This is a genomic window from Cyclobacterium roseum (assembly GCF_010119225.1).
Lineage (GTDB): Bacteria > Bacteroidota > Bacteroidia > Cytophagales > Cyclobacteriaceae > Cyclobacterium > Cyclobacterium roseum.
The window spans coordinates 104,438-126,599 of sequence record NZ_WNKF01000014.1 but is presented as its reverse complement, the minus strand read 5'-3'; the positions used below and the strand labels follow the sequence as shown (position 1 = coordinate 126,599).

Sequence of the window (22,162 nt, the reverse complement as noted above, 5' to 3'; positions counted from 1 at the left end):
TACCATCTGCCAGGGTTCCGTCGGTGGATTTGTTGGCACTGTTTTCCTTCAATGCGATATTGCTGGCATTGGTGGAAATATCAGTTGTGTTTTGAGCCACTTCCGTATTTAGGGTGCTGATATCCCCCGCATTAGTGGAAATATCTATGGCATTGGTATTTACCTGGGCATCCAGTTTATCATCCGAATCCTTCAGTGAGGTGGCGGCGGTCAGGAAATTCGATGCGGTATTGGCTGTGAAACTTCCGTCTGTTCCCAGTCCGGCTCCGCTCTGGGTAGCATCCAGTTCGGTTTGGATGGCTCCTGTCTCCGTATTGATTGTGGCTACTTCCCCGTCCACATAGGTCTTGACTGCTTTCTCTGTAGGGAACTTCGTGTCTGTACCGTCTGCCAGGGTTCCGTCGGTGGATTTGTTGGCGCTGTTTTCTTTCAATGCGATATTGCTGGCATTGGTGGAAATATCTGTTGTGTTTTGGGACACTTCCGTATTTAGGGTGCTGATATCCCCCGCATTAGTGGAAATATCTATGGCATTGGTATTTACCTGGGCATCCAGTTTATCATCCGAATCCTTCAGTGAGGTGGCGGCGGTCAGGAAATTCGATGTGGGATTGGCCGTAAAACTTCCGTCTGTTCCCAGTCCGGCTCCGCTCTGGGTGGCATCCAGTTCGGTTTGCATTGATCCTGTCGCCGTATTGATTGTGGCTACTGCTCCGTCCACATAGGTCTTCACTGCTTTCTCGGTTGGGAACTTCGTGTCCGTACCGTCTGCCAGGGTTCCGTCGGTGGATTTGTTGGCGCTGTTTTCTTTCAATGCGATATTGCTGGCATTGGTGGAAATATCTGTTGTGTTTTGGGACACTTCCGTATTTAGGGTGCTGATATCCCCCGCATTAGTGGAAATATCTATGGCATTGGTATTTACCTGGGCATCCAGTTTATCATCCGAATCCTTCAGTGAGGTGGCGGCGGTCAGGAAATTCGATGCGGTATTGGCTGTGAAACTTCCGTCTGTTCCCAGTCCGGCTCCGCTCTGAGTAGCATCCAGTTCGGTTTGGATGGCTCCTGCAGCCGTATTGATTGTGGCTACTTCTCCGTCCACATAGGTCTTGACTGCTTTCGCGCTGGTGTATTTAATATCCGATTCGCCATCCGTGTTAATGTCTGTGGACTTATTGGCGAGGTCTTCTTTTAAGGCTTCCGCAGCCAGGGCACGGGCAGTTTCGGTGGCAATGGCCGTTTCCAAGGTAGCGTCATTGGCGGTTCTTTCGGTGGTTTCAGTGGTCAGCGCAGTTTCCAAGGTGGTATCTCCGGATATTCGTGCCGCTGTTTCCGTGGTCAGATCGGCGATGATCATTGCTTCGGCTCCTTCCGCACGGGTTGTTTCCGCCGCAATGGCTGTTTCCAGTGAAGTATCTGCCGCTTGTCTTTCTCCCGACTCAGTGGCCAGGTCGGCGACAATCAATGCTTCTGCGGCTTCAGCCCGGTCGGTTTCGGCGGTAATGGCCGCGTCCAAATTGGTATCGGCTGCCTGCCGGGCACTGCTTTCGCTGGCCAGGTCGGCGGACAACAGGTTCTCTGCTCCCATGGCCCTCGTCGTTTCCGTTGCGATGGCGGCTTCCAGTAGCCCTTCTGCTGCCAGGGCACGGTCAATTTCTTCATTCAATGCGGTCTGATTGCCAGAAGATGAAGCGTCCACGTAATCTTTTACCGCTTTGGCACTGGTGTATTTGGTATCCGACTCTCCGTCCGCGGTAATGTCGGTGGATTTATTGGAAAGGTCTTCTTTTTCGGCTTCGGCAGCCTGAGCACGGGCCGTTTCGGTGGCAATGGCGGTTGCCAATGTACCGTCATTGGCGGTTCGTTCGGTCGTTTCAGTGGTCAGCGCAGTTTCCAAGGTGGCATCTCCGGATATTCGTGCCGCTGTTTCCGTGGTCAGATCGGCGATGATCGTTGCTTCGGCTCCTTCCGCACGTGAGGTTTCCGCCGCAATGGCTGTTTCCAGTGAAGTATCTGCCGCTTGTCTTTCGCCCGACTCGGTGGCCAGGTCGGCGACAATCCCGGCTTCTGCTGCTTCAGCCCGGTCGGTTTCGGCGGTAATGGCCGCGTCCAAATTAGTATCGGCTGCCTGCCGGGCACTGCTTTCGCTGGCCAGGTCGGCGGACAACAGGTTCTCTGCTCCCATGGCCCTCGTCGTTTCCGTTGCGATGGCGGCTTCCAGTAGCCCTTCTGCAGCCAGGGCACGATCAATTTCTTCATTCAGTGCGATCTGATTGCCAGAAGATGAAGCGTCCACGTAATCCTTTACCGCTTTGGCGCTGGTGTATTTAATATCCGATTCGCCATCCGTGTTAATGTCTGTGGACTTATTGGCGAGGTCTTCTTTTAAGGCTTCCGCAGCCAGGGCACGGGCAGTTTCGGTGGCAATGGCCGTTTCCAAGGTAGCGTCATTGGCGGTTCTTTCGGTCGTTTCCGTATCCAGCGCAGTTGCAAGCGTGCTATCTGCGGATTTTCGTTCGGTCGTTTCTTCAGTTAATTCATCAAGAGCTGCCTTATCATTTAGTAGAGAGGCAATTTTAGGAAAGGTAACATAAGGTAATAACATGGAGGCCGTGTCTTCCACAGTCAAATAATCCGGAACATTTTCCAAATCGTCAAATTGCCCGGAAAGGGCAATGGCAGCCAAATCAGGTTTGTTAAGAATGGCAGCAACACCGGCGTTGGCCTCCCAATCGGGATTTACATTTTCCCCGGCTTTTAATAATACCCAGGATACCCCATCAAAATAATAAAAACCGGATTCCTTATCCGTTTGAAAAATCAATAATCCTGTGGCCGGACTCAGTAATCCATTTCGTTGAGCTTCGATTAACCGCGGAATAAGCAAGCCCTTTTCAGTGGACTGAATTTCCAAAGCGGCAGAGGTATGAGGGCTTTCTGTACCAATCCCAACTTGAGCAAAAGCGAATTGAAAATTCGTTGCCAATAGAAAAAAAGCCAATAAAATTCTCTTCATTTTAACTGTAATTAATAGCGTTTACTAAAAGTGATTGCCCTCAAACTAAAAATGAAAGTTGGCACTCGTTTACAAATGAGCCGATTTAAACATCCTTAAGCAAAAAAGAAATGTCTCAACTTGTCAATATGAAACAACAAGACAATAAGTAGCTTTTTAAAGGAAGTATAATACAAAAATCCGACTTTAAAATATTCGTAAAATAAAATTTTTAACAAGCAGCTCAATTCCAGAATAGGGAATAGCACTACTTATTTGAATTCACTTTTTGCATGATGGCTAATTACCTGTCAAAAGATGACCTATAACATCCCCTTACGGATCAAAAAAAATAGCTTAACTATTGTATCACATAAAAATTCCTATCCAGCAACGGGAAAGGGGAAGTGGTGCTTCTGAATGGGCCAAATTTCTTAGATTTTTACCTTTCGATTAATGAAGATTATCGCTTCAATGCTTCAAATAAAATTTCCACCGGATGCAGGGCTTTTCTTCCCGTGCCATCTGCAATTTGATGCCGGCAGCTGGTACCCGGGGCAGCGATCAGGGTGTCTTCCCCCGCGTCCCGTACTGCTGGGAACAACACCATCTCGCCTATCTGCATGCTCAGTTTATAATGCTCTTTTTCGTACCCAAAAGACCCTGCCATTCCGCAACAGCCGGACGGGATGACATTTACCTGATAGTTGACAGGCAGTTCGAGTATCTTTTTGGAGTAATTGACCGATGAAAGTGCCTTTTGATGGCAATGCCCGTGCAGGTGAACTTGTTTGGATTCCGAGGTAAAGTCTTCGGGACGAATATTTCCAGCAATGATTTCCTTGGCCAAAAACTCATCCACCATTTCACAGTGAAATTTAAGCGATTTGGCTTTTTCCCGAAGCCTCTTAGTCACCAGCCGGGGATATTCATCCCGGAAACTCAAAATCGCTGAAGGCTCCAAGCCGATCAGGGGACTATCGGCATTTACTAATTCAGAAAACAAAGAGACATTCTTTTCGGCCATTTTCTGGGCGTAATCCAACAAACCTTTGGAAATAGCTCCCCTCCCACTTTCCGCGTGATCTATCAGTTTCACCTCGTAGCCCAAATGTCGTAACAAGGTAATGGCCTTTATTCCTGTAGCCGTATCGTTATGATTGGTAAACTCATCACAGAAAAAATACAGCGATTTGATAATAGGTTTACCGGATAACTTGCGGTATTCCTTTTTGTACCAATTCCTTAGCGACTGCTTGCTGATGGTCGGCAGGTTACGCTCGGAAGCCACTCCTAGAAATTTCTTCAGTCCTCCTCCAAAAGTGGCATTGGTCAGAAAGAAATTGGAAATTCCCGGTATGCTGCTTCCCAGGCCATTCAATTTATTAATATAGGCAAAGGCCCTGGAGCGCAAGGGTACCCCGTTTGCTTTTTGGTATTGGTATTGAAATTCCGCTTTTAAGGTAGACATGTCCACATTTGACGGACATTCCGAAGTACAACCCTTGCAGGAAAGACAGAGGTCCATGACCTCTTTAATTTCCGGGTGATCAAAGGGGTTTTTCTTATGGCTGTTGGTCAAAAATTCACGTAAGGTATTGGCCCGGCCACGGGTGGTGTCTTTCTCATACCGGGTAGCCTGGTAACTCGGGCACATGGTGCCTCCTCCGGAGTTGGGTAATTTCCGGCAATCCCCCGAACCGTTGCATTTTTCTGCCATGCGCAAAATACCTCCCACATTACTAAAATCAAACTTAGTAGGAAAATCCGGTGTTTTCATTTCCGGTTCGTAGCGCAGGGAAGTATTCATGGGTGGCGCGTCCACGATCTTTCCGGGATTAAAAATTCCCTTGGGATCCCAGGTAGCTTTTACTCTTTTAAACAGGTCGTAATTTTTTTGTCCGACCATCATGGGAATAAAAGCAGCCCTAACCCTGCCATCACCATGTTCACCGCTCAGAGATCCCCGGTATTTTTTGACCAGTTTGGCACTTGCTTCACTAATTTGGTAAAATTCTTCCACATCCTTGGCCTTTTTCAGGTCAAGGATAGGGCGAAGATGGATCTCTCCGGCACCCGCATGGGCATAGTAAACCGGCTCTTGTCCAAATTCCTTAATGATCGCTGCAAACTCATCGATGTAATTGGCCAGGTCTTCGATAGCCACGGCCGTGTCCTCGATACAGGCCACCGCCTTTTTGTCTCCCGGAATATTGGCCAGTAAGCCCAGGCCGGCGCTTCTAAGCTGCCAGGCACTACTGGTCCGTTCCGGACCTATTACCGGAAAGGCATATCCCAACCCCGCTTGTTTTAAGGCTTCCACAAATACAAGCCCTTTTGCCCTGGCTTCTTCGATATCTTGTCCCCTGAATTCCACCATCAATATGGCTTTGGGGTCGCCTTCGACAAAATCCCGATTCCTGCTTTGCTCCACGTTTTCTTTGGTACAGTCCAGGATAATTTTATCCATCAACTCCACCGCCGTTGGACTTTGTTTCATCGCCACCTGTGCGGCTTTCATGCTCTCATGGATGCTTTCAAAATGAGCCGCCACGACGATGTCAAACGGTTCCGGCAACCGGTCCAGGTGGATCTTGATTTCGGTAGTGATGGCCAATGTTCCTTCCGAGCCGCAAAGCAACTTGCAAAAATCAAAGGGATTAGGGGAGTCTGAAAAAAGCTGGGTTTCCAGCAGGTAATCCACAGCATACCCGGTATTTCTACGATGAATACTGGCCTTGGGAAAGTGCTCCCGAATATTCTTCTGGGTCTCAGGCTTCTCAAGTTCTTCCCGAATATGCCGGTACAAGGCTCCCTCCATGTCATCCTGCTTGCACTTCAATTCAAAATCCGAGGGGGTCATGGATTTGAATACCGCCTCGCTTCCATCACTGAGTAATACCTTAAGCTCCAGTACATGCTCCCGGGTGCTACCATAGACGATAGAAGTTGTCCCACAACTGTTGTTCCCCACCATTCCCCCTATCATGGCCCGGGTAGCCGTGCTGGTAATGGGGCTAAAAAAATACCCGTGCTCTTTGAGGTAATTATTCAATTCGTTCCGTACCACGCCGGGCTGTACACGAATCCAACCCTCATTTTTATTGAATTCGATCGCTTGATTCATGTACTTGGAAACATCTACTACGATCCCTTCTCCCACGCACTGACCTGCCAAGGAAGTGCCCGCTGTCCGGGGGATCAGGGAAGTTCCCTGCTCAGAGGCAAAGCGAATCAATTTTTTTATATCACTGGAATTTTTGGGCAAAGCTACTGCCAGGGGTAAGGAACGGTACACAGAGGCATCCGTGGCGTATAAGGTTTTCATCAAACTGTCAAAATGCAGCTCTCCGTCCAGTTCCCTGGCCAATTCATTCAAAAGCGGGGTAAAATCCTTTTTCGTACTACTCATGGCTCAAAAATAGAACAGATAAGGCTAGGAATGAATAGCTGCCTTGGATTTTATTTCAGAATGAATGGCTGCCAAACCGATTTTGGTTCTTATTTTTGAAATAGTAAGCGATCATCTAAACCCAGGACCGCCTGATATGCTACTAAGCGAACCAATAGACCAATATCAAACAGACCATCTACGAAAAAAGGGCTTGCTCCATCCGGATGAAGAAATTCTCGGTAGCGAAAAAGCCGGGGAGGGAAACATGAACGTGACGCTGTTGGTAAAAACCGATAAGCGGACGCTGGTTTTGAAACAATCCAGGCCTTTTGTTGCTAAATATCCGCAGGTACCCGCACCCCCAGAGCGAACCGGAGTAGAATTCAGGTATTACCAATGTCTGGCCAATAATCAGGTGTTGGAACATTATTCACCGAGGGTGTTAGGGTTTGACAGGGACCACTGGATTTTGGCCCTGGAGTACCTGAAAGAGGGAACAGACTTTCTCGGGATCTATCAAAATCCTGCTATGTTCACCGAGGAGTTGGCTCAAGAATTGCTTCATTATTTGAAGGAGCTGCACGGTTTGCCAAAACCGGACTTCCCCGATAACATGGCCATGCGAAACTTGAACCACCAGCATATTTTTGAACTTCCATTTCAGGAAGAAAACGGCTTTGATCTGGACGCTATCCAACCTGGCTTGCAGGAATTATCCCTCCTGGTAAAAAAGGATGCTTCCCTGATCACGAAAATAACTTCCTTGGGTGAGCGGTACCTTTCTACAGGCAAGCACCTGCTCCACGGAGATTTTTATCCCGGAAGCTGGCTCAGCAGCCCCAAGGGATTAAAAATCATCGATACGGAATTTGCCTTTTTAGGTGACCCTGAATTTGACCTCGCTATCATGCTGGCTCATCTGAAAATGGCCAGGGTACCGGAAGCTAGCATTCAACAAATTCTCCAACAATACTCGCTGGAAAAATCGTTGCTGGCTGCCTTCACCGGCGTGGAAATTCTCCGCAGGCTTTTTGGACTGGCCCAATTGCCACTGGATTTATCCCTGAAAGAAAAAGAAACCTTAGCTAAACACGCCATCCAACTTATCCTCCATGAACAGTTTTAATCCAACTTTTTGTCTTTTTTTGATACTATTGATTCAAGCTTGTACACCTGCTCCGGAAGAAAAAAAGCCGGTACGTGAAAAGGATGTATTGTCCATCAGCCAGGAAGAGCTGGCGGATAAAGTGAAGGGAATGCTGGTGGGCAGTGCTATCGGCGATGCGATGGGTGCCCCCACGGAAATGTGGAGCCGGGAGGCGATCCAAATGGAGTACGGATGGGTAGAAAACCTGGACTCCATGGTACGGGAAGTATCTCCGGAAGGTATCTGGAAGCTAAATTTACCGGCAGGAGGCACCACAGACGATACCAGATGGAAAAAATTAATGTTCGAGTACCTGGAAAAGCAGGATGAACCTGACCTGAACCCACGGGAATTTTCCTTACATATCATCCGTGAATACGAGCAGTACTTTCAGGATTTCAAATCCCTGAAGCCCGAAGAAATGGAAGCCTTGGAATTTGCCAATTTGAGGGTCTTATGGCTGCAGGAATGGTATAAGGTGTCCCTACCGGTAGGTGAAAATGATTTAATGGCCTACCAGCGGGCACTTGGGAAATTTTACGGGGGAGAAATGGTCTGCGCCGGGTTACTCTACTCCCCGGCCATCGGTGTCCGATATCCCGGGCAACCTGAAAAAGCCTATGAACAGGCCTATCACTTAAGTCTGTACGATATTGGGTATGCCAAGGACATCAGTGCCCTTTCGGCTGCCATGACCGCGTCCGCCATGACCGCTAATGGTGATAAAATGAAATTGCTGGATGTGCTTCGTTCGGTAGACCCGGAATCTTTCTTTAAAAGTCGTCTGGTCGGAAGAAGCAGTTACCGGGCACTGCAAACGGCCCTTTCCATCGCCAAGGAAGTAAATACGGGCAGATCGACGGAAAAGGAATTCTCCACTGCCGGTTCATCAAAGGAAAGCGCTATGAAAAGAGCCTTCACATTACTGGACCAGCACCTACAAGACATGCCTTTTCATGCCGGAGAAATCCACCTGCAGGTGTTAACGGCCATGCTGGTTTCCGATTTCGACTTTCAGGACAGTTTGACCTTTCTGGTAAACTTTGGAAGGGATAACGATACCACGGCAGCCATACTGGGAGCAATTCTGGGTGCCTTCCATGGCTACGAGAAACTTCCTGATGCCATGAAAAATCAGGTACTGACAGTCAATAAAAACCTACTAGATATTGATCTAAATGCGCTGGCGGAAAAACAAACCGCCCATATCCAATCCCTTTATGCCTGGCCGGAATAGTATCCCAAAATTGGCTCGTACTGCCGATCTCCATCCGCTAAAAATTTAAAGCACCGTGATTGCCTATGCCCTGCCGCAACCAGCAAGAAAGTAGCCATTCCTTCCTAAAAACCTGTTTTGGCCTTGACCAGACAAACGCATTACCCTCTATCAGCTCGATTTTAAGTTACATCGAAAAAAGATGTTTTTTCATCTATTACAGAATTATGATCATTAGTAAAAAATATTTGTTTTAATAATATAAGGATTGAAAACCCTTGATAAAAGAATAAAAATCATTAGTATGTCATTAACGCTCAAATTCATAGATAAAAATAATTCCGGTTTTTTTTCCACCGTAAAAGAACGGGTGGAACAATACTTCGAGACCAATGCCCTGTCAAAACGGGCCAACCGGTCCATGGTACTTAAAACCATCACTTATTTAGTATCATTCGTTGTTTTATATTTCACCATTTTACTGGAAGTATTTCCTACCTGGGTTTCCCTTCTTTTAGCCATTGGGTTGGGAATGAACATGGCATTTATTGGATTTAATATTTGCCATGATGCCCTTCACGGTTCCTATTCATCCAAGCCATGGGTCAATAAAACCCTCGGCTTCCTTTTTAACGTCATCGGTGCCAACGTTTATATCTGGAAAATCACCCATAATAAAATCCATCATACCTACACCAATATAGTGGGCCATGATGGTGACCTGGAGATCGCTCCTGGTGTGGTAAGGGTGTCTGCAAGGGAAACACATCGCCCCATTCATCGCTATCAACACATCTATGCCTTTTTCTTATATTCGCTGGCATCTGTGTCCTGGTTTTTTAAGAAAGACTATAAAAAGTTTTTCCAGAAAAAAATCGGCCAACATGAGAACAATCATCCCCGGATAGAATACATCAAGCTGTTTTCTTACAAATTGATGTATTACAGCCTTTTCATCATCATTCCCTTGTTGGTGATGAGCATTACCTGGTGGCAATTCCTTATTGGCTTTTTGGCACTAAATCTGGCTATGGGCTTGGTAATAGGCCTGGTATTCCAACTGGCGCATCTAGTGGAACAAACTTCACTACCGAACCCTGGAAAAAACGAAAATATAGAAGAAGCCTGGGCAGAACATCAGATGAAAACCACCGCTAATTTTGCAAGAAATAGTCGGTTAACTACCTTTTTATGCGGGGGTCTGAACCTACAGGTGGAACATCACCTTTTTCCAAAAATCTGTCACATCCATTACCCTCAAATCTCGGGAATCGTTAAAGACACTTCTCTTGAGTTTGGATTACCCTACCATGAAAATAAGAGCTTCGCTTCAGCCTTGAAATCACATTACAACTTTCTGAAAAAAGCGGGAAGAAAGTGATCGTATTTGATTGAAACAGGCTTACACCCAATTGTTGTTCTCATGAAAGGGACTTTTGATAAATTTAAGTATGTTTCAAACATTTTTCAATACTCTGTTTGCTAACTCTCATAGCCTGATTTGGTTAGGAAGAAGTATACTTCTAAAGAGACCCAAATGGAAAGTAATCTGATAACCTCCGCTTTTTTACCCTTAGCCCTGGCATTTATCATGCTGGGGATGGGGCTAAGTTTAAACCTTGGCGATTTTAAAAACATTTTTAGATATCCCAAGGCCATGGTCTTGGGATTGTTTTGTCAGTTGATATTATTACCGGTACTTGGTTTTTTTTTGATTTTGAGTTTCGGACTGGAAGGAACGATGGCGGTGGGGGTTATGATCATCGCTTGCTGCCCCGGCGGCCCCACCTCCAACATGATCACCCACTTGAGTAAAGGAGATACCGCTCTGTCCATTAGTCTGACCGCTATGAGTTCGGTGATAACCATTTTCACCATTCCCTTATTGGTTAATTTTTCCATTGTTTATTTTGGGGAAGAAGGGAGTGTTTCCCTCCCCTTTATCCCTACCGTACTTCGGATTACTGGAGTAACCTTGGTTCCTGTCGCCATCGGCATGTGGCTAAAAAACCGTTTTGCGGCAATGGCACAAAAGGCGGACCGCCCCGTTCGGATTGCTTCCATCTTATTTTTCGTTTTGGTCGTGGGAGGAGCTATCTTTAATGAAAAGGATCAAATAGTTAACTTCTTTGCCGTAGCTGGGCCGGTAACTTTATTGCTGAATGTACTCACGTTTGGACTATCCCTACTATTTTCCCGGCTATTGACACTTCCGGTGCCACAACAATTGGCGATCAGCATCGAATCTGGCATTCAAAATGGTACCTTAGGTATCATGATTGCTGCTACCTTATTGCAGAATTCAGCCATGGCCATACCCGTCGTTATTTACAGCTTGATCATGTTCGTAGCCTCTATCATGATTGTGTCCATCGCTGGGAAAATGGATAAGGGCAGATTAGTAAATGCGAAAGGGTAATACTCGATTTTTCAAGACTTTAAAAACAATAAATCTTTCTCCTGCAAAACAATCCCTATGCCGACTCAATGAAGTTTACCCCTTTTTCTATTTACAACCCAAACTGCCTGAGGTGGTGGTCCACATGCAGCCAAACCACCTTCCCCCATTCTTTGGTATTCAGGGGGCCAAAAAAAGGATGAGGTGCCGTAAAGCCCTGACCTGGTTCCGCAAATTGCTGTAAACAGGAGACAAAAAGTAATTTCTCCTCCTCAAATACCTCTGGTTTTATTTTTCCTTTGGTTTCAAATGGGGCAGCCGTTTTAACATTTTTAGGAAACGAGGGTAAAATATGAAGGATTAAAAATTTTAAGGCTTTTTGCTTAAAACTTCCGGGTAGGACCGGTTTATTCCAGGAAAGAATTCTTTGGTTGGCTAAATTACAATGGTGCAGCATTTCGGTAGCATTCATCCTACCCCAGGAAGGTTTGGTTTGGGCAGTCAGGAGAGCTACCCGCGCCATTAATCCGGCCACTGCTGAACTATCCAGGACGCTTCGCTGCATGGCTACACCAAAACATCCTTAATTACCCGACCATGCACATCGGTCAACCTAAAATCCCTGCCTCCAAAGTGATAGGTCAATTGCTTGTGGTCTACCCCTAATAAATGAAGAATGGTCGCGTGCAGGTCGTGAATGCTGACCGGATTTTCTTCCACCCGGTATCCGTACTCATCGGTCCTGCCATATATGGTCCCGCCTTTGATGCCCGCACCAGCCATCCACATACTAAAAGCAGAGGGGTTGTGATCTCGTCCGTCTTTACCTTGAGCAAAGGGAGTTCTGCCAAATTCTCCGGACCAAACGACCAGGGTCTCCTCTAACAATCCCCTGGATTTCAAATCCTTTAAGAGTCCGGCAATGGGCTGATCCACCGCGTGGGCATTTCGCTCATGTCCATCCTTTAGCCCCTGATGCTGATCCCAGCGGTCAATGCCTTTCTGGTACGGGCAAGTTAGCTCCACAAACCGTACGCCTCTTTCTACCAGCCTCCGGGCCATCAGACACTGCGCTCCATAACTTCGGGTATTGGGATCTTCGTCATACAAACCGTATAGCTGTTGCGTGGCTTTGGTTTCGGAAGCAAACTCACTGAGCTCTGGAACAGAGGATTGCATGCGATAGGCCAATTCGTAATTCTTGATCGCCGCTTCAACCTCATCCGATTTTGCCTGGCCGTTTTCATCCATTTTTTGGATAAACGCCAATTTATCCTGCTGGAAAGCTGCCATGCTGCTATCGGGTTGAATATTGGCAACAGGTTTTTCACCTGTTTTCATTATCGAAGCCTGGTAATCGGCAGGTAAAAATCCATTTTTGAAATTATCCACGCCTCCGGGAGGCACCAATCCGCCATCCAGGACCACATAGCCAGGCAAATTGCTATTTTCAGTACCCAATCCATAATTGATCCAGGCCCCCATGCTGGGTCTGCCCTGAAGGCCGCTTCCGGTATGTAAAAAATAATTGGCATTGGTATGCTCCGGAAAATTAGAGACCATGGACCGAATCAGTGCTAAATCGTCCACACAGCTAGCAATGTGAGGAAATAGTTCACTCACGGCCATCCCCGACTCCCCGTATCGCTTGAAATCCCAGGGGCTCTGCAAAATTTTGCCATTGTCGTTAAATTGCGTCGCATCGATTTTAAACGTGGGATCCATCCCGTTTTCTTTAGCCAACCTTGGCTTTGGATCAAAGGAATCGACCTGGGAAACCCCACCGTCCATATACAAAAAGATGACATTTTTGGCTTTGGGAAGGTAGTGTGGTGTGGTGGCCAACTGCGACAGAAAATCCACGGATTGCTTTTCCCGGGATTTGCAAGAAGAACCCAACATGCCCATAAAGGCCAGGGAACCAAATCCACACCGAGTTATATTCAACATTTCCCGACGGCTAATCCGCTGATTCAATAGGGGTTTGTGATGATGCATACGCCTACATTAAATAAATAAACGATTTCATATTAAATAGGGCATGGCAATATTCCTTCCAAGCCTGGAGGGCAATGGCCTCAGTGTCGGAATCACCGGTTGTTTCCTTGTGGATGGGCACCGATGCCAGAAACTTCTTCCCCTCCTTGATTTCAGATGCCGAAGGGGGTCTGGAAAACGCCCGTAAATAAGCTTCCATAATCCTCTCTTCGGTGGATTGCCCCTTACCAGCAAGAATTCGCGCTGCCATGAGGCCGGCCTGCTCGGCAACAAAGGGATCATTCATCAGGAAGAGGGACTGCGCCGGCACATTTGTTACATCCCGTTTACCGAATGTATTAAAGGGTGTTGGCCGGTCAAATGTGGTCATCATCCGGTCCAGAAAATTTCTGCGAACCTCCAGGTAGATGGAACGCCTGCCATCTCCATCCAACGGTCCTGACTGCCCGGGTCTTCCCCTACCCTGCATGAAATCTGTCAGGTGTACAGGAACGGGCGCTCCGAACAATGTGTTGTCCAATTCTCCTGATGCAAGCAACATGGCATCCCGGATCGCTTCCGCTTCCATCCTCCGAATCGGATAATGGGATATATACTTATTTTCGGGATCCTTGTCTCCATTCACCGAGGCCGTGCTTCGACGAAACGCATCCGTCATGACCATCGCCTTAATCATTGATTTTAAGGACCAGCCTTCCTCCCTGAATGTAATGGCCAGGTAATCCAGCAGTTCCGGATGACTGGGGAGTTTTCCTTGCAAACCAAAATTATCAACCGTTTCCACCAGGCCTTTTCCATAGACATGGTGCCACAGCCGGTTCACCATTACCCGGGCGGTAAGGGGGTTGTCCGGATGCAGGATCGTTTCCACCATTTCCCTCCTTCCGCTCCCAGCATTTTTGAAGGGATCCTGTGAATCCAGAATTTCCGGAAGAAAAGCCCTGGGAACTGCCTGCTCTTCCGGATCCATGTGATTTCCGCGGATAAAAATCGGGCTTTCCCGGGCGAACCCTTCTGAAACTCCCTGAATAAACACCGTATCCTTGATCGGTGCCAACAGCAGATCCATTCCCAAACGCATCTTTCTACTTTCCGGAAACCGACGCACAAGCTTACCCGAAATTAGCTGTTGGTTGAGGAAGTCCACATCGGCGGCCGTATGATCCCCCTCTTTCCAGCGGTAGACTGCCTGCGAAACGGATTTCACCGGGGCATACCGGGATCCTTCTTCCGGATCAAACCAATCCCTTTCAAATGCAGTCGCATAAGCCACTTCAATATAGGCATCTGGATCCTGCCGGTAAGTATGCCGCACATAGGAACCCGGCAAGAACTCCAGGTAAACCTCATGTCCCCTCCAGTCACTTACATCAAAAATATAGTTTTGCCAATCGGACTCGTTTACTTTCTGGTCCAAACCTCCATAAATAGGGTAACTGATCAATTGAAAATTGTCCATGATTACCCGGATACTGCCCCCCTTTCCACGGGCACGGACCCCCAGGTAGTCATGATCGATTTTAAAATCAGGTGACCGAAGGGCACCGTAAATTCCCTTTCCCAAAATCCTGCTAGAGGCCATACCCGTTTTCAGGCCGCTAAGCTCACCCGTAGGGACCTCAAATTCAGGTTCTCCCAGCGTAGTGCTCAGCCCAAATGCTCCTCCATCGGTCTTCCATCCCTGAAAATCCGGTCCCCTGAAATCCCCTAAAACGATCCCGCCGTTTACCCCTTTTTTTGCTTTAACGGGTTGCGATTGGTTAACCAGCAAAACCGGCACCGAATCGGCCGTAGGTTCTTCCCAAGCCCCTCCCACCATTTCCTTAAGTTGCTGCTTGAGTTGCAAAACCTCCTGTAATGCCGCCTTCTTTTTTTTGAAATTGCCCACGGGGATAGGGCTAAACCGGGTACTGCCCAATACGCCATATAAAGCGTAGTAATCGGAGGTGGGAATGGGGTCAAATTTATGATCGTGACATTTGGCACATCCAATCGTAAGCCCTTGAAAACTTTTGCCAATCACATCGGCCATGTTATCTATCCGGTCAGCCTCATCCTTTTTAGTATCCACGGGACTATGCGTTCCCTCTGTCATGGTCAAAAACAGGGTGCCCAGAATGGATTCATTCTGCCCGGTTTCCGGGTGGAGCCTGGGGGCTGTCATTAGGTCTCCCGAGAGTTGTTCCCGGACCAACTGATCGTAAGGAATGTCTGCATTTAATGCCCGAATCAGGTAATCTCTAAATCGCCAGGCCCCCTGAATCTCATAATCAAATTCATGACCCTTGGTTTCGGCATACCGCACCACATCCAACCAATGGCTGGCCCATTTTTCTCCAAAAGCCGGGTCGTTCAGGTACATGTCCACCAGCGATTCGTAAGCTCCCGGCTGATCAGCTTCCAAATAAGCATCTATCTCTTTCTGTCCGGGCGGCAAGCCCGTTAATACATAGGATAAGCGACGGATCAACTGGTACTTTTCTGCTGGTTCAGCCTGCGAAAGCCCCTGCTCCGTCATTTTTTCATCCAGAAAGGCATCAATTTGTTTGGGAGTGCTTGGTTGAAGGTTTACGTTGGAAATTTTTGGAGGTAAAAATGCCCAGTGAGGTTGGTATTCAGCACCCTGGTTTATCCATTTTTTAATCAGGCTTACTTCTAGATCAGTCAATTCAAGGTTGGATGCGGGGGGAGGCATTTTCAGCTCGGGATCAGAATTGGTAATCCGATGGTATACCGCACTTTTGGACAGGGAACCTGGAACGATGGCCGTTACACCGCTTTCCAGCAGCCGGGTGGCACCTGCTGCCAAATCCAATCGCAACCCGGCCTCCCGGCTGCTGGGATCAGGACCATGACAGAGGTAGCATTTTTGTACCAGGATAGGCTTGATATGGTAGTTAAAATCAACCCGCTCCGGTAAACTTGCTCTTTCCTTTGATTCACAGGAAACCAGTACTTGTCCGCTAATGATCGCTATAAGGAAAAGTTTTAGGATCCAAACCTTCCCCATAGTCTTTCCATAGGATCTTATTATATTTTTCACCAACACACCTGTTTTCAGTCAATTTACTTATTAATCCAGGAAATTCAATGGTTGACTATTAATTAATACAAATAATTGAGGTAAAAACGCGCCGAAAAGGGTATCGTAGGCCAGAGAACCACTAAAAAATATTGAGCTACTATTATACTATTATTTCTATTTTAATTCATTTATTTTTATTTATATATTTTTTTTAAAATTTTTAAACTATGAATAAATCTATTTTTAATCTTAAAACAGGTTTAATCCAATATGATATTACTTATTTGAAAAGCAGCGAATCATATAAATCAATACCAAATTTTGAATTTTAAGAAAAAAGGTTCATTCGGATTAAAACCTAAATTTTTATTATAAATTTTAAATAATTTTATTTGGTAAATAACTAATGTACTAAATTTTTAATATGTAATTTTTCCAAATATTGCATAGTTATACGTATGAAACCGATTGCATGTTATATTAAATATACCTATGTTAGAGCCGTATTGGTGAAAAGAAGACCTGATTCGTCACCGGTATATGGAAGTAAAGTGCTTTCCATCCTATAATAATTAAAACCCAAATAAAATGAAAAAAATCTTACTAGCGTATGATTTAAAAGGAGCTAGCCGGATGGGCTACTTTCTTTGGATCAGCCTGTGGATGATTTCGACCGGTTTTGCAAATGCAGCGGTGGATCATCCCAGTGGGGTACATCCCACAGGCCTGTCCTCTTTGGAGGAAACTGTAAATGCCGAAGACGTTACGGTTTCGGGTGTCGTTACCGATGAATCCGGAGAAGGAATTCCGGGTGTTACCGTTTTCATTGCCGGTACCGGAACAGGTACGGTAACAGACATCGATGGCAGTTATTCCTTATCCGTTCCTGAGGGAGCGGAACTAACCTACTCTTATGTGGGATTTATTTCACAGACCGTAGCCGTAGGAAACCAATCCGAGATCAACATCACCTTACTTATGGATACGGCTTCTCTGGAAGAAGTAGTTGTCATTGGTTATGGTACGGCAAGGAAGCGGGATTTAACAGGTGCGGTTTCATCCGTTACCGCTACGCGCCTGGAAAATGAAAACCCCAATTCCGTACAGGATGTACTCCGTGGAAACATTGCCGGTTTGAATGTAGGACTGAACACTTCCGCCAAAGGTGGTGGTAGCCTGGAAGTAAGGGGTAGAACCTCACTGAATGCCGGATCCAGTCCGCTGATCGTATTGGATGGTGCCATTTATTATGGGCAATTGTCGGATATTAATCCCAACGATATTGAAAGCATCGACGTATTGAAAGACGCCAGTTCGGCTGCCGTATTCGGGGCAAAAGCTGCCAACGGTGTCGTGTTGGTCAACACGAAAAAAGGAGCCTTGGGCAAGCCTCAGATAAAAATAAACACCAACTGGGGTGTGGCGAGCATGGCTAAGGACGAACCCGTGTACGGACCACAGGGCTTTCTATCCTGGAGAGAAGATGTAATGGAGAGTATCAATGCGGGCGGTTTTGAACCCTATCGTTTTTCCAATCCCAACACCCTTCCTTCAGATATTTCCCTGGAAACCTGGCTGGATTATGACGGATCAGACGGAGACCCGGAAACGGTTTGGTTACAGCGCTTAAACATGCAACCGCTGGAAATCGCCAATTACAAGGCTGGAGAGAGCGTCAATTGGTACAATATGATGTTTCAGAATGGCCTGCGACAAGACCATACTGTAAGCCTTTCCGGCAGAAACGAGGATTTTAGATACTACTGGTCCATGGGATACCTGGATAACGAAGGCCTGGTCGTTGGGGATAAATTTACCACCATCCGAAGCCGGTTCAACATCGAAGGCAATGTCAACGAATGGTTGACGGTAGGGATGAACACCCAATTTGCAGACAGGGATGAAAGTCAGATCCCTGTAGCCTGGGGAAACATGGTCAATTTATCTCCCTGGGGAGAGCCGTTCCTGGAAGATGGGGTCAGCCTGAGATTCCGACCCAATGAAGAAGTGAGTGGCGGTCGCCATCCTTATTATACGCCCCAATTTACCGATCGCCTTCAAAAAGAGACCACTATCAACTCTACTTTGTATGCGTCCATTGAACTCCCTTTTGGTATTAATTTCAGAACCAATTTTACCCCCCGGTATGAGTTTTACGAGCGGTACAATCACGAAATGGCTGCCCATCAGGATTTTGAAAACATGGGAGGAAGAGCAAGCCGTCGGCAAAGAAAAGTGTATTTCTGGCAAGTGGATAATATCCTGAGCTGGAATAAAAACTTCAACAACATCCATAATTTTGATGTGACGTTATTGGCAAATGCGGAAAAATTCCAGAGTTGGGACAATTCCATGCAAAATGTTGGTTTCGAACCACATGACCGATTGGGTTACCATAACATCGGTGCTGGTATCAATCCGATCATTTCGAGCAATGACCAGCAACATACTGCAGATGCCTTGATGGGAAGGTTGATCTATACCCTTTCTGACAAATATATCACAACGGTATCGGTACGGAGGGATGGCTATTCTGCTTTTGGCCAAAGTAATCCAAGAGCTACCTTTACTTCAGCGGCTTTTGGCTGGGTATTTACGGATGAAGACTTCGTCAACATCCCCTGGCTGGACTATGGTAAGTTAAGGGCTTCATGGGGAGTAAATGGTAACAGAGACATCGGTCGCTATGCGGCTCTGTCAGATTTACAAACCGGAAAATATTTTTACCAAAGACCCAGTGGAGAGTTGTACTTTGTCAGTCAGTTGTATGTAAACACCATGCAAAACGAAAATCTGCGCTGGGAAAAAACCACTTCCACCAACCTGGGTCTGGACTTCTCCTTGTTTAACAGCATCCTGGATGGTACCATAGAAGTGTACGATATGTCTACTACCGATCTTTTGGTGGAAAGAAGTCTTCCGGATATTCTGGGATTCAATTTTGTGTATGACAACCTGGGTGAAGTAAGAAACCGGGGAGTGGAAGTCAGCTTAAATAGCCTTTTACTCAATCGTTCCAACCTTACCTGGAGAACCAGCCTGAATTTCCAAATGAACCGCAACCGAATTGTAAGCCTTTATGGCGATTTGGATGAAGAGGGCAATGAACTGGACGATATCGGCAACCGCTGGTTTATAGACCGGGCCATTGATGCCGTATGGAATTATAAAACAGATGGGATTTGGCAAACACCGGAGGCCGATGAGGCCGCTGATTACGGTGTAAAACCGGGCGATTTTAAAATCGAAGATGTCAATGACGACGGCTTGTACACCAATGCGGACCGGCAGTTTCTAGGCTTTTCTGAACCCAGGTCTCGGTGGAGCTTAAGAAATGAATTTAAAATTTGGAAAAATTTCGATGTGTCCTTTATGATGTATGCCTATTTGGGACATATCGGGACCTTCAACCAGCGAAAGAACCGACAGGGCTTTTTGGATCGTTCCAATTCCTATATCCTCCCTTATTGGACAGCGGAAAATCCAAGCAATGAGTGGGCCAGGTTGTACTCTAGTGAAGGAGGAGCCGGTGGATTCAATGTCTACCAAAGCAGGTCCTTCGTACGATTGGAAAATATATCCATGGCCTATACGGTTCCACAAACCATTCTGGAAAGAGCAAAAATTGAAAATTTAAGGCTGTATATGAATGTTCGAAACGTAGGCTTCTACGCTCCGGAAATGAACTTTTGGGACCCTGAATCTGGAGGACCAACGCCCAGAATTTTTACCCTGGGACTCGATTTGACGCTTTAATGGTTGACTATTTAAAAGAATTAATCATGAAAATTAACATAAAAAGATCTTCATTTTACCTGGGCCTCCTGGCTTCAGGAATGATGTTAACGACGACAGGGTGCGATGAATCCTGGCTGGAACCCAAACCGCTTTCTTTCTACGCACCCGAAAATACCTTTAACGCTGCCAGTGGGCTCTGGGGTGCGCTGGTAGCTTGTGAGCGGAACATGCGCCATGAGTATACCGGTGATGGACCTCCTATATTAACCGAACATATCTTCACCGAAGTGGCTATAGAAGGTACCACGGATAAATCCGGACCGGCGCAGGACATGAACCTGCTGATTACCCCTGATGCCAACCTGAACAGTACCAACACCAATAAAATTGGCTGGTATTGGTATGAAGGTTTTAAAGGTATCAAATATGCCAATACGGTGATCTCCCGAATCGATGATCCCACAGACTACGAATCAGAAGCAGAACGTAATCACATTCTGGGGACGGCCTACTTTCACCGGGCTTTGCGCTACTACCGGCTAACCAATCAATTCGGGGATGTGCCTTTAATTCTGGAAGAGATCCTCGAACCCAGACTTGATTTTTATTCCACGGACCGGGAAGTCATTCTCCGGAAGATGAAGGAAGACCTGGAATGGGCAGAACCCTGGGTGCCGGAAGTAATGGACCGGGGACAGGTTCCAAAGGGTGCCATTCAGCATCTGCTGACCAAAGTAAACCTTGCCCTGGGAGAATTTGATGATGCCATTGCTTCTGCCAGCCGCCTGATTGACGGAGGGACTCATGCCCTGATGACAGAAAGATTTGGCTCAACCGGTAACGATCCCGACAGAAACCTGATCTGGGACCTGCACCGTCCTGAAAACAAATCATCAAATGCCAATACAGAGGCCATACTGATGGTAATGGACCGGTTGGATACGGATGGAAATTCCGGAGGGATGTCATCCATGCGTCAGGCTGTTCCCTTCTGGATCACCAACATTAACACGCCGAATGGAAACAGAGGAACCATCGATCAACCAGGCATCGACATCGACCATGTTACCAGATATGGAAGGGGAATTGGTCGTCTTAGAGGCACCTGGTACCACCAAAGCATGATTTGGGACGATGAAAATGACTTGCGTCATGCCCCCGGAAACTGGATGGATATGACCGACCTGGTCTACAATAATCCCGGTTTAATTGGGCTAAATGATGAATATTATGGTCAACCCCTTCAATTCCGAAATGATGAAGGAACGGTATTGGTAGTCGACACCATCCGTAGCTGGTTCTCCTGGCCACACTATAAATTATATATACCTGATCCACAAAATATCAGGCCAAGTGGTGGGCACAGTGACTGGTACATATTCCGACTGGCTGAAACGTATCTACTCCGGGCTGAAGCTTATGTATGGAAGGGGGATTTGGCCAATGCTGCAGCAGATGTAAATGCGGTTAGAACACGTGCCGAAGCCGCCCCGTATGGTCCTGAAGAGATGAACATAGGGACTATTCTGGATGAAAGAGCGAGAGAACTTTACTATGAAGAACCCAGAAAAACGGAACTGACCCGAATGGCTTATATTTTTGCCAATACCGGTATTCAAGCCTACAATGGAAAAACTTATTCCATAGATAATTTCTCCGAAGAAAATTTCCTTTATGACAGGATCATGGAATTTACGGATTATTACAACAAAGGCGTTTTTACTCGTCATGGTGATACCTATACCTATAGCCCGTACCATGTGCTTTGGCCCATTCCTGCCGATGCCATCAATACCAATACAAAAGGAATCATCAATCAAAATAAGGGATACTCAGGTTTCGAAAACAATGTGCCGCCCCTAACTACCGTGGATGGCAACCATACCAGCCCTATGGAATAAAATCACCCCTTTTATCTTTATAAAAGCCCGGAAGAAATTTCCGGGCTTTTTTTTATTCCTGAATCATCCGATCGCGGTAAATCGATGTATAATTCCACCCGATAAATATTCATAATTGGAAAATTGCCTTGCATATCCCAGGACTCGAAGGGAAAAGGCAGGCTATTTTTTGATCCAAGGTCGGCTCTTCATTCAATACCTCTATTTCCTCCATAAGGGTATTCAAATCTGAATCCGAGCTTTCTGACTGCGGTCAGGAATCAACCCCTCGAAAAACTGTGGTTTTTTCTGCTGGTTTTGTAACATTTATCCCACTAGTTTGCCTGCCAACATCTGAATAGAAGGAGAAA

At 46.5% G+C, this 22,162-nt stretch carries 10 protein-coding genes and 1 pseudogene; 6 read left to right on the top strand and 5 right to left on the bottom strand.

The genetic code is table 11. The features are described 5' to 3' along the window. Positions 1–3,016 (bottom strand): annotated as a pseudogene (locus GJQ68_RS17755) (hypothetical protein); the annotation flags it as partial. 442 nt (positions 3,017–3,458) lie between these two features. Then, positions 3,459–6,407 carry an FAD-binding and (Fe-S)-binding domain-containing protein gene (locus GJQ68_RS17750; protein WP_162418634.1) on the bottom strand — a complete coding sequence of 983 codons (2,949 nt, stop codon included), beginning with the start codon at positions 6,405–6,407 and terminating at the stop codon, positions 3,459–3,461. 136 nt (positions 6,408–6,543) lie between these two features. Between GJQ68_RS17750 and GJQ68_RS17745 the strand changes: the two genes are divergently transcribed. The 4 genes from GJQ68_RS17745 to GJQ68_RS17730 all read left to right on the top strand — a co-directional run bounded on the left by GJQ68_RS17745 (position 6,544) and on the right by GJQ68_RS17730 (position 11,171). Beyond that, positions 6,544–7,515, top strand: a complete 972-nt coding sequence (locus GJQ68_RS17745) for a phosphotransferase (protein ID WP_162418633.1) — start codon at positions 6,544–6,546, stop codon at positions 7,513–7,515. Next, positions 7,502–8,773 (top strand): ADP-ribosylglycohydrolase family protein, encoded by a 1,272-nt coding sequence (locus GJQ68_RS17740; RefSeq protein WP_162418632.1) that lies wholly within the window; start codon positions 7,502–7,504, stop codon positions 8,771–8,773. Before GJQ68_RS17745 ends, GJQ68_RS17740 begins: the two co-directional genes overlap by 14 nt. 283 nt (positions 8,774–9,056) lie before the next feature. Next, positions 9,057–10,133 carry a fatty acid desaturase family protein gene (locus GJQ68_RS17735; protein WP_162418631.1) on the top strand — a complete coding sequence of 359 codons (1,077 nt, stop codon included), beginning with the start codon at positions 9,057–9,059 and terminating at the stop codon, positions 10,131–10,133. Positions 10,134–10,289: 156 nt separating this feature from the next. Beyond that, positions 10,290–11,171, top strand: a complete 882-nt coding sequence (locus GJQ68_RS17730) for a bile acid:sodium symporter family protein (protein ID WP_162418630.1) — start codon at positions 10,290–10,292, stop codon at positions 11,169–11,171. Positions 11,172–11,262: 91 nt separating this feature from the next. On the opposite strand, the gene GJQ68_RS17725 is transcribed toward GJQ68_RS17730, so the two are convergent. From GJQ68_RS17725 to GJQ68_RS17715, 3 genes are read right to left on the bottom strand one after another with little or no spacing between them, the layout of a single operon-like run. Continuing rightward, entirely contained in the window at positions 11,263–11,715 is a 453-nt protein-coding gene (locus GJQ68_RS17725) for a DUF1569 domain-containing protein (protein WP_162418629.1), read from the bottom strand. A 2-nt stretch (positions 11,716–11,717) separates the two neighbouring features. Next, positions 11,718–13,100 (bottom strand): DUF1501 domain-containing protein, encoded by a 1,383-nt coding sequence (locus GJQ68_RS17720; protein ID WP_162418628.1) that lies wholly within the window; start codon positions 13,098–13,100, stop codon positions 11,718–11,720. Positions 13,101–13,152: 52 nt separating this feature from the next. Continuing rightward, on the bottom strand, positions 13,153–16,191 hold the full coding sequence (locus GJQ68_RS17715; protein ID WP_235941722.1) for a PSD1 and planctomycete cytochrome C domain-containing protein: 3,039 nt from the start codon (positions 16,189–16,191) through the stop codon (positions 13,153–13,155). A gap of 570 nt (positions 16,192–16,761) precedes the next feature. On the opposite strand from GJQ68_RS17715, the gene GJQ68_RS17710 reads away from it, so the two are divergent. Both GJQ68_RS17710 and GJQ68_RS17705 read left to right on the top strand, forming a co-directional pair. Continuing rightward, entirely contained in the window at positions 16,762–19,929 is a 3,168-nt protein-coding gene (locus GJQ68_RS17710) for a SusC/RagA family TonB-linked outer membrane protein (protein WP_235941720.1), read from the top strand. A gap of 26 nt (positions 19,930–19,955) precedes the next feature. Next, on the top strand, positions 19,956–21,812 hold the full coding sequence (locus tag GJQ68_RS17705) for a RagB/SusD family nutrient uptake outer membrane protein (protein ID WP_162418627.1): 1,857 nt from the start codon (positions 19,956–19,958) through the stop codon (positions 21,810–21,812). The last annotated feature ends 350 nt before the right edge of the window (positions 21,813–22,162 follow it).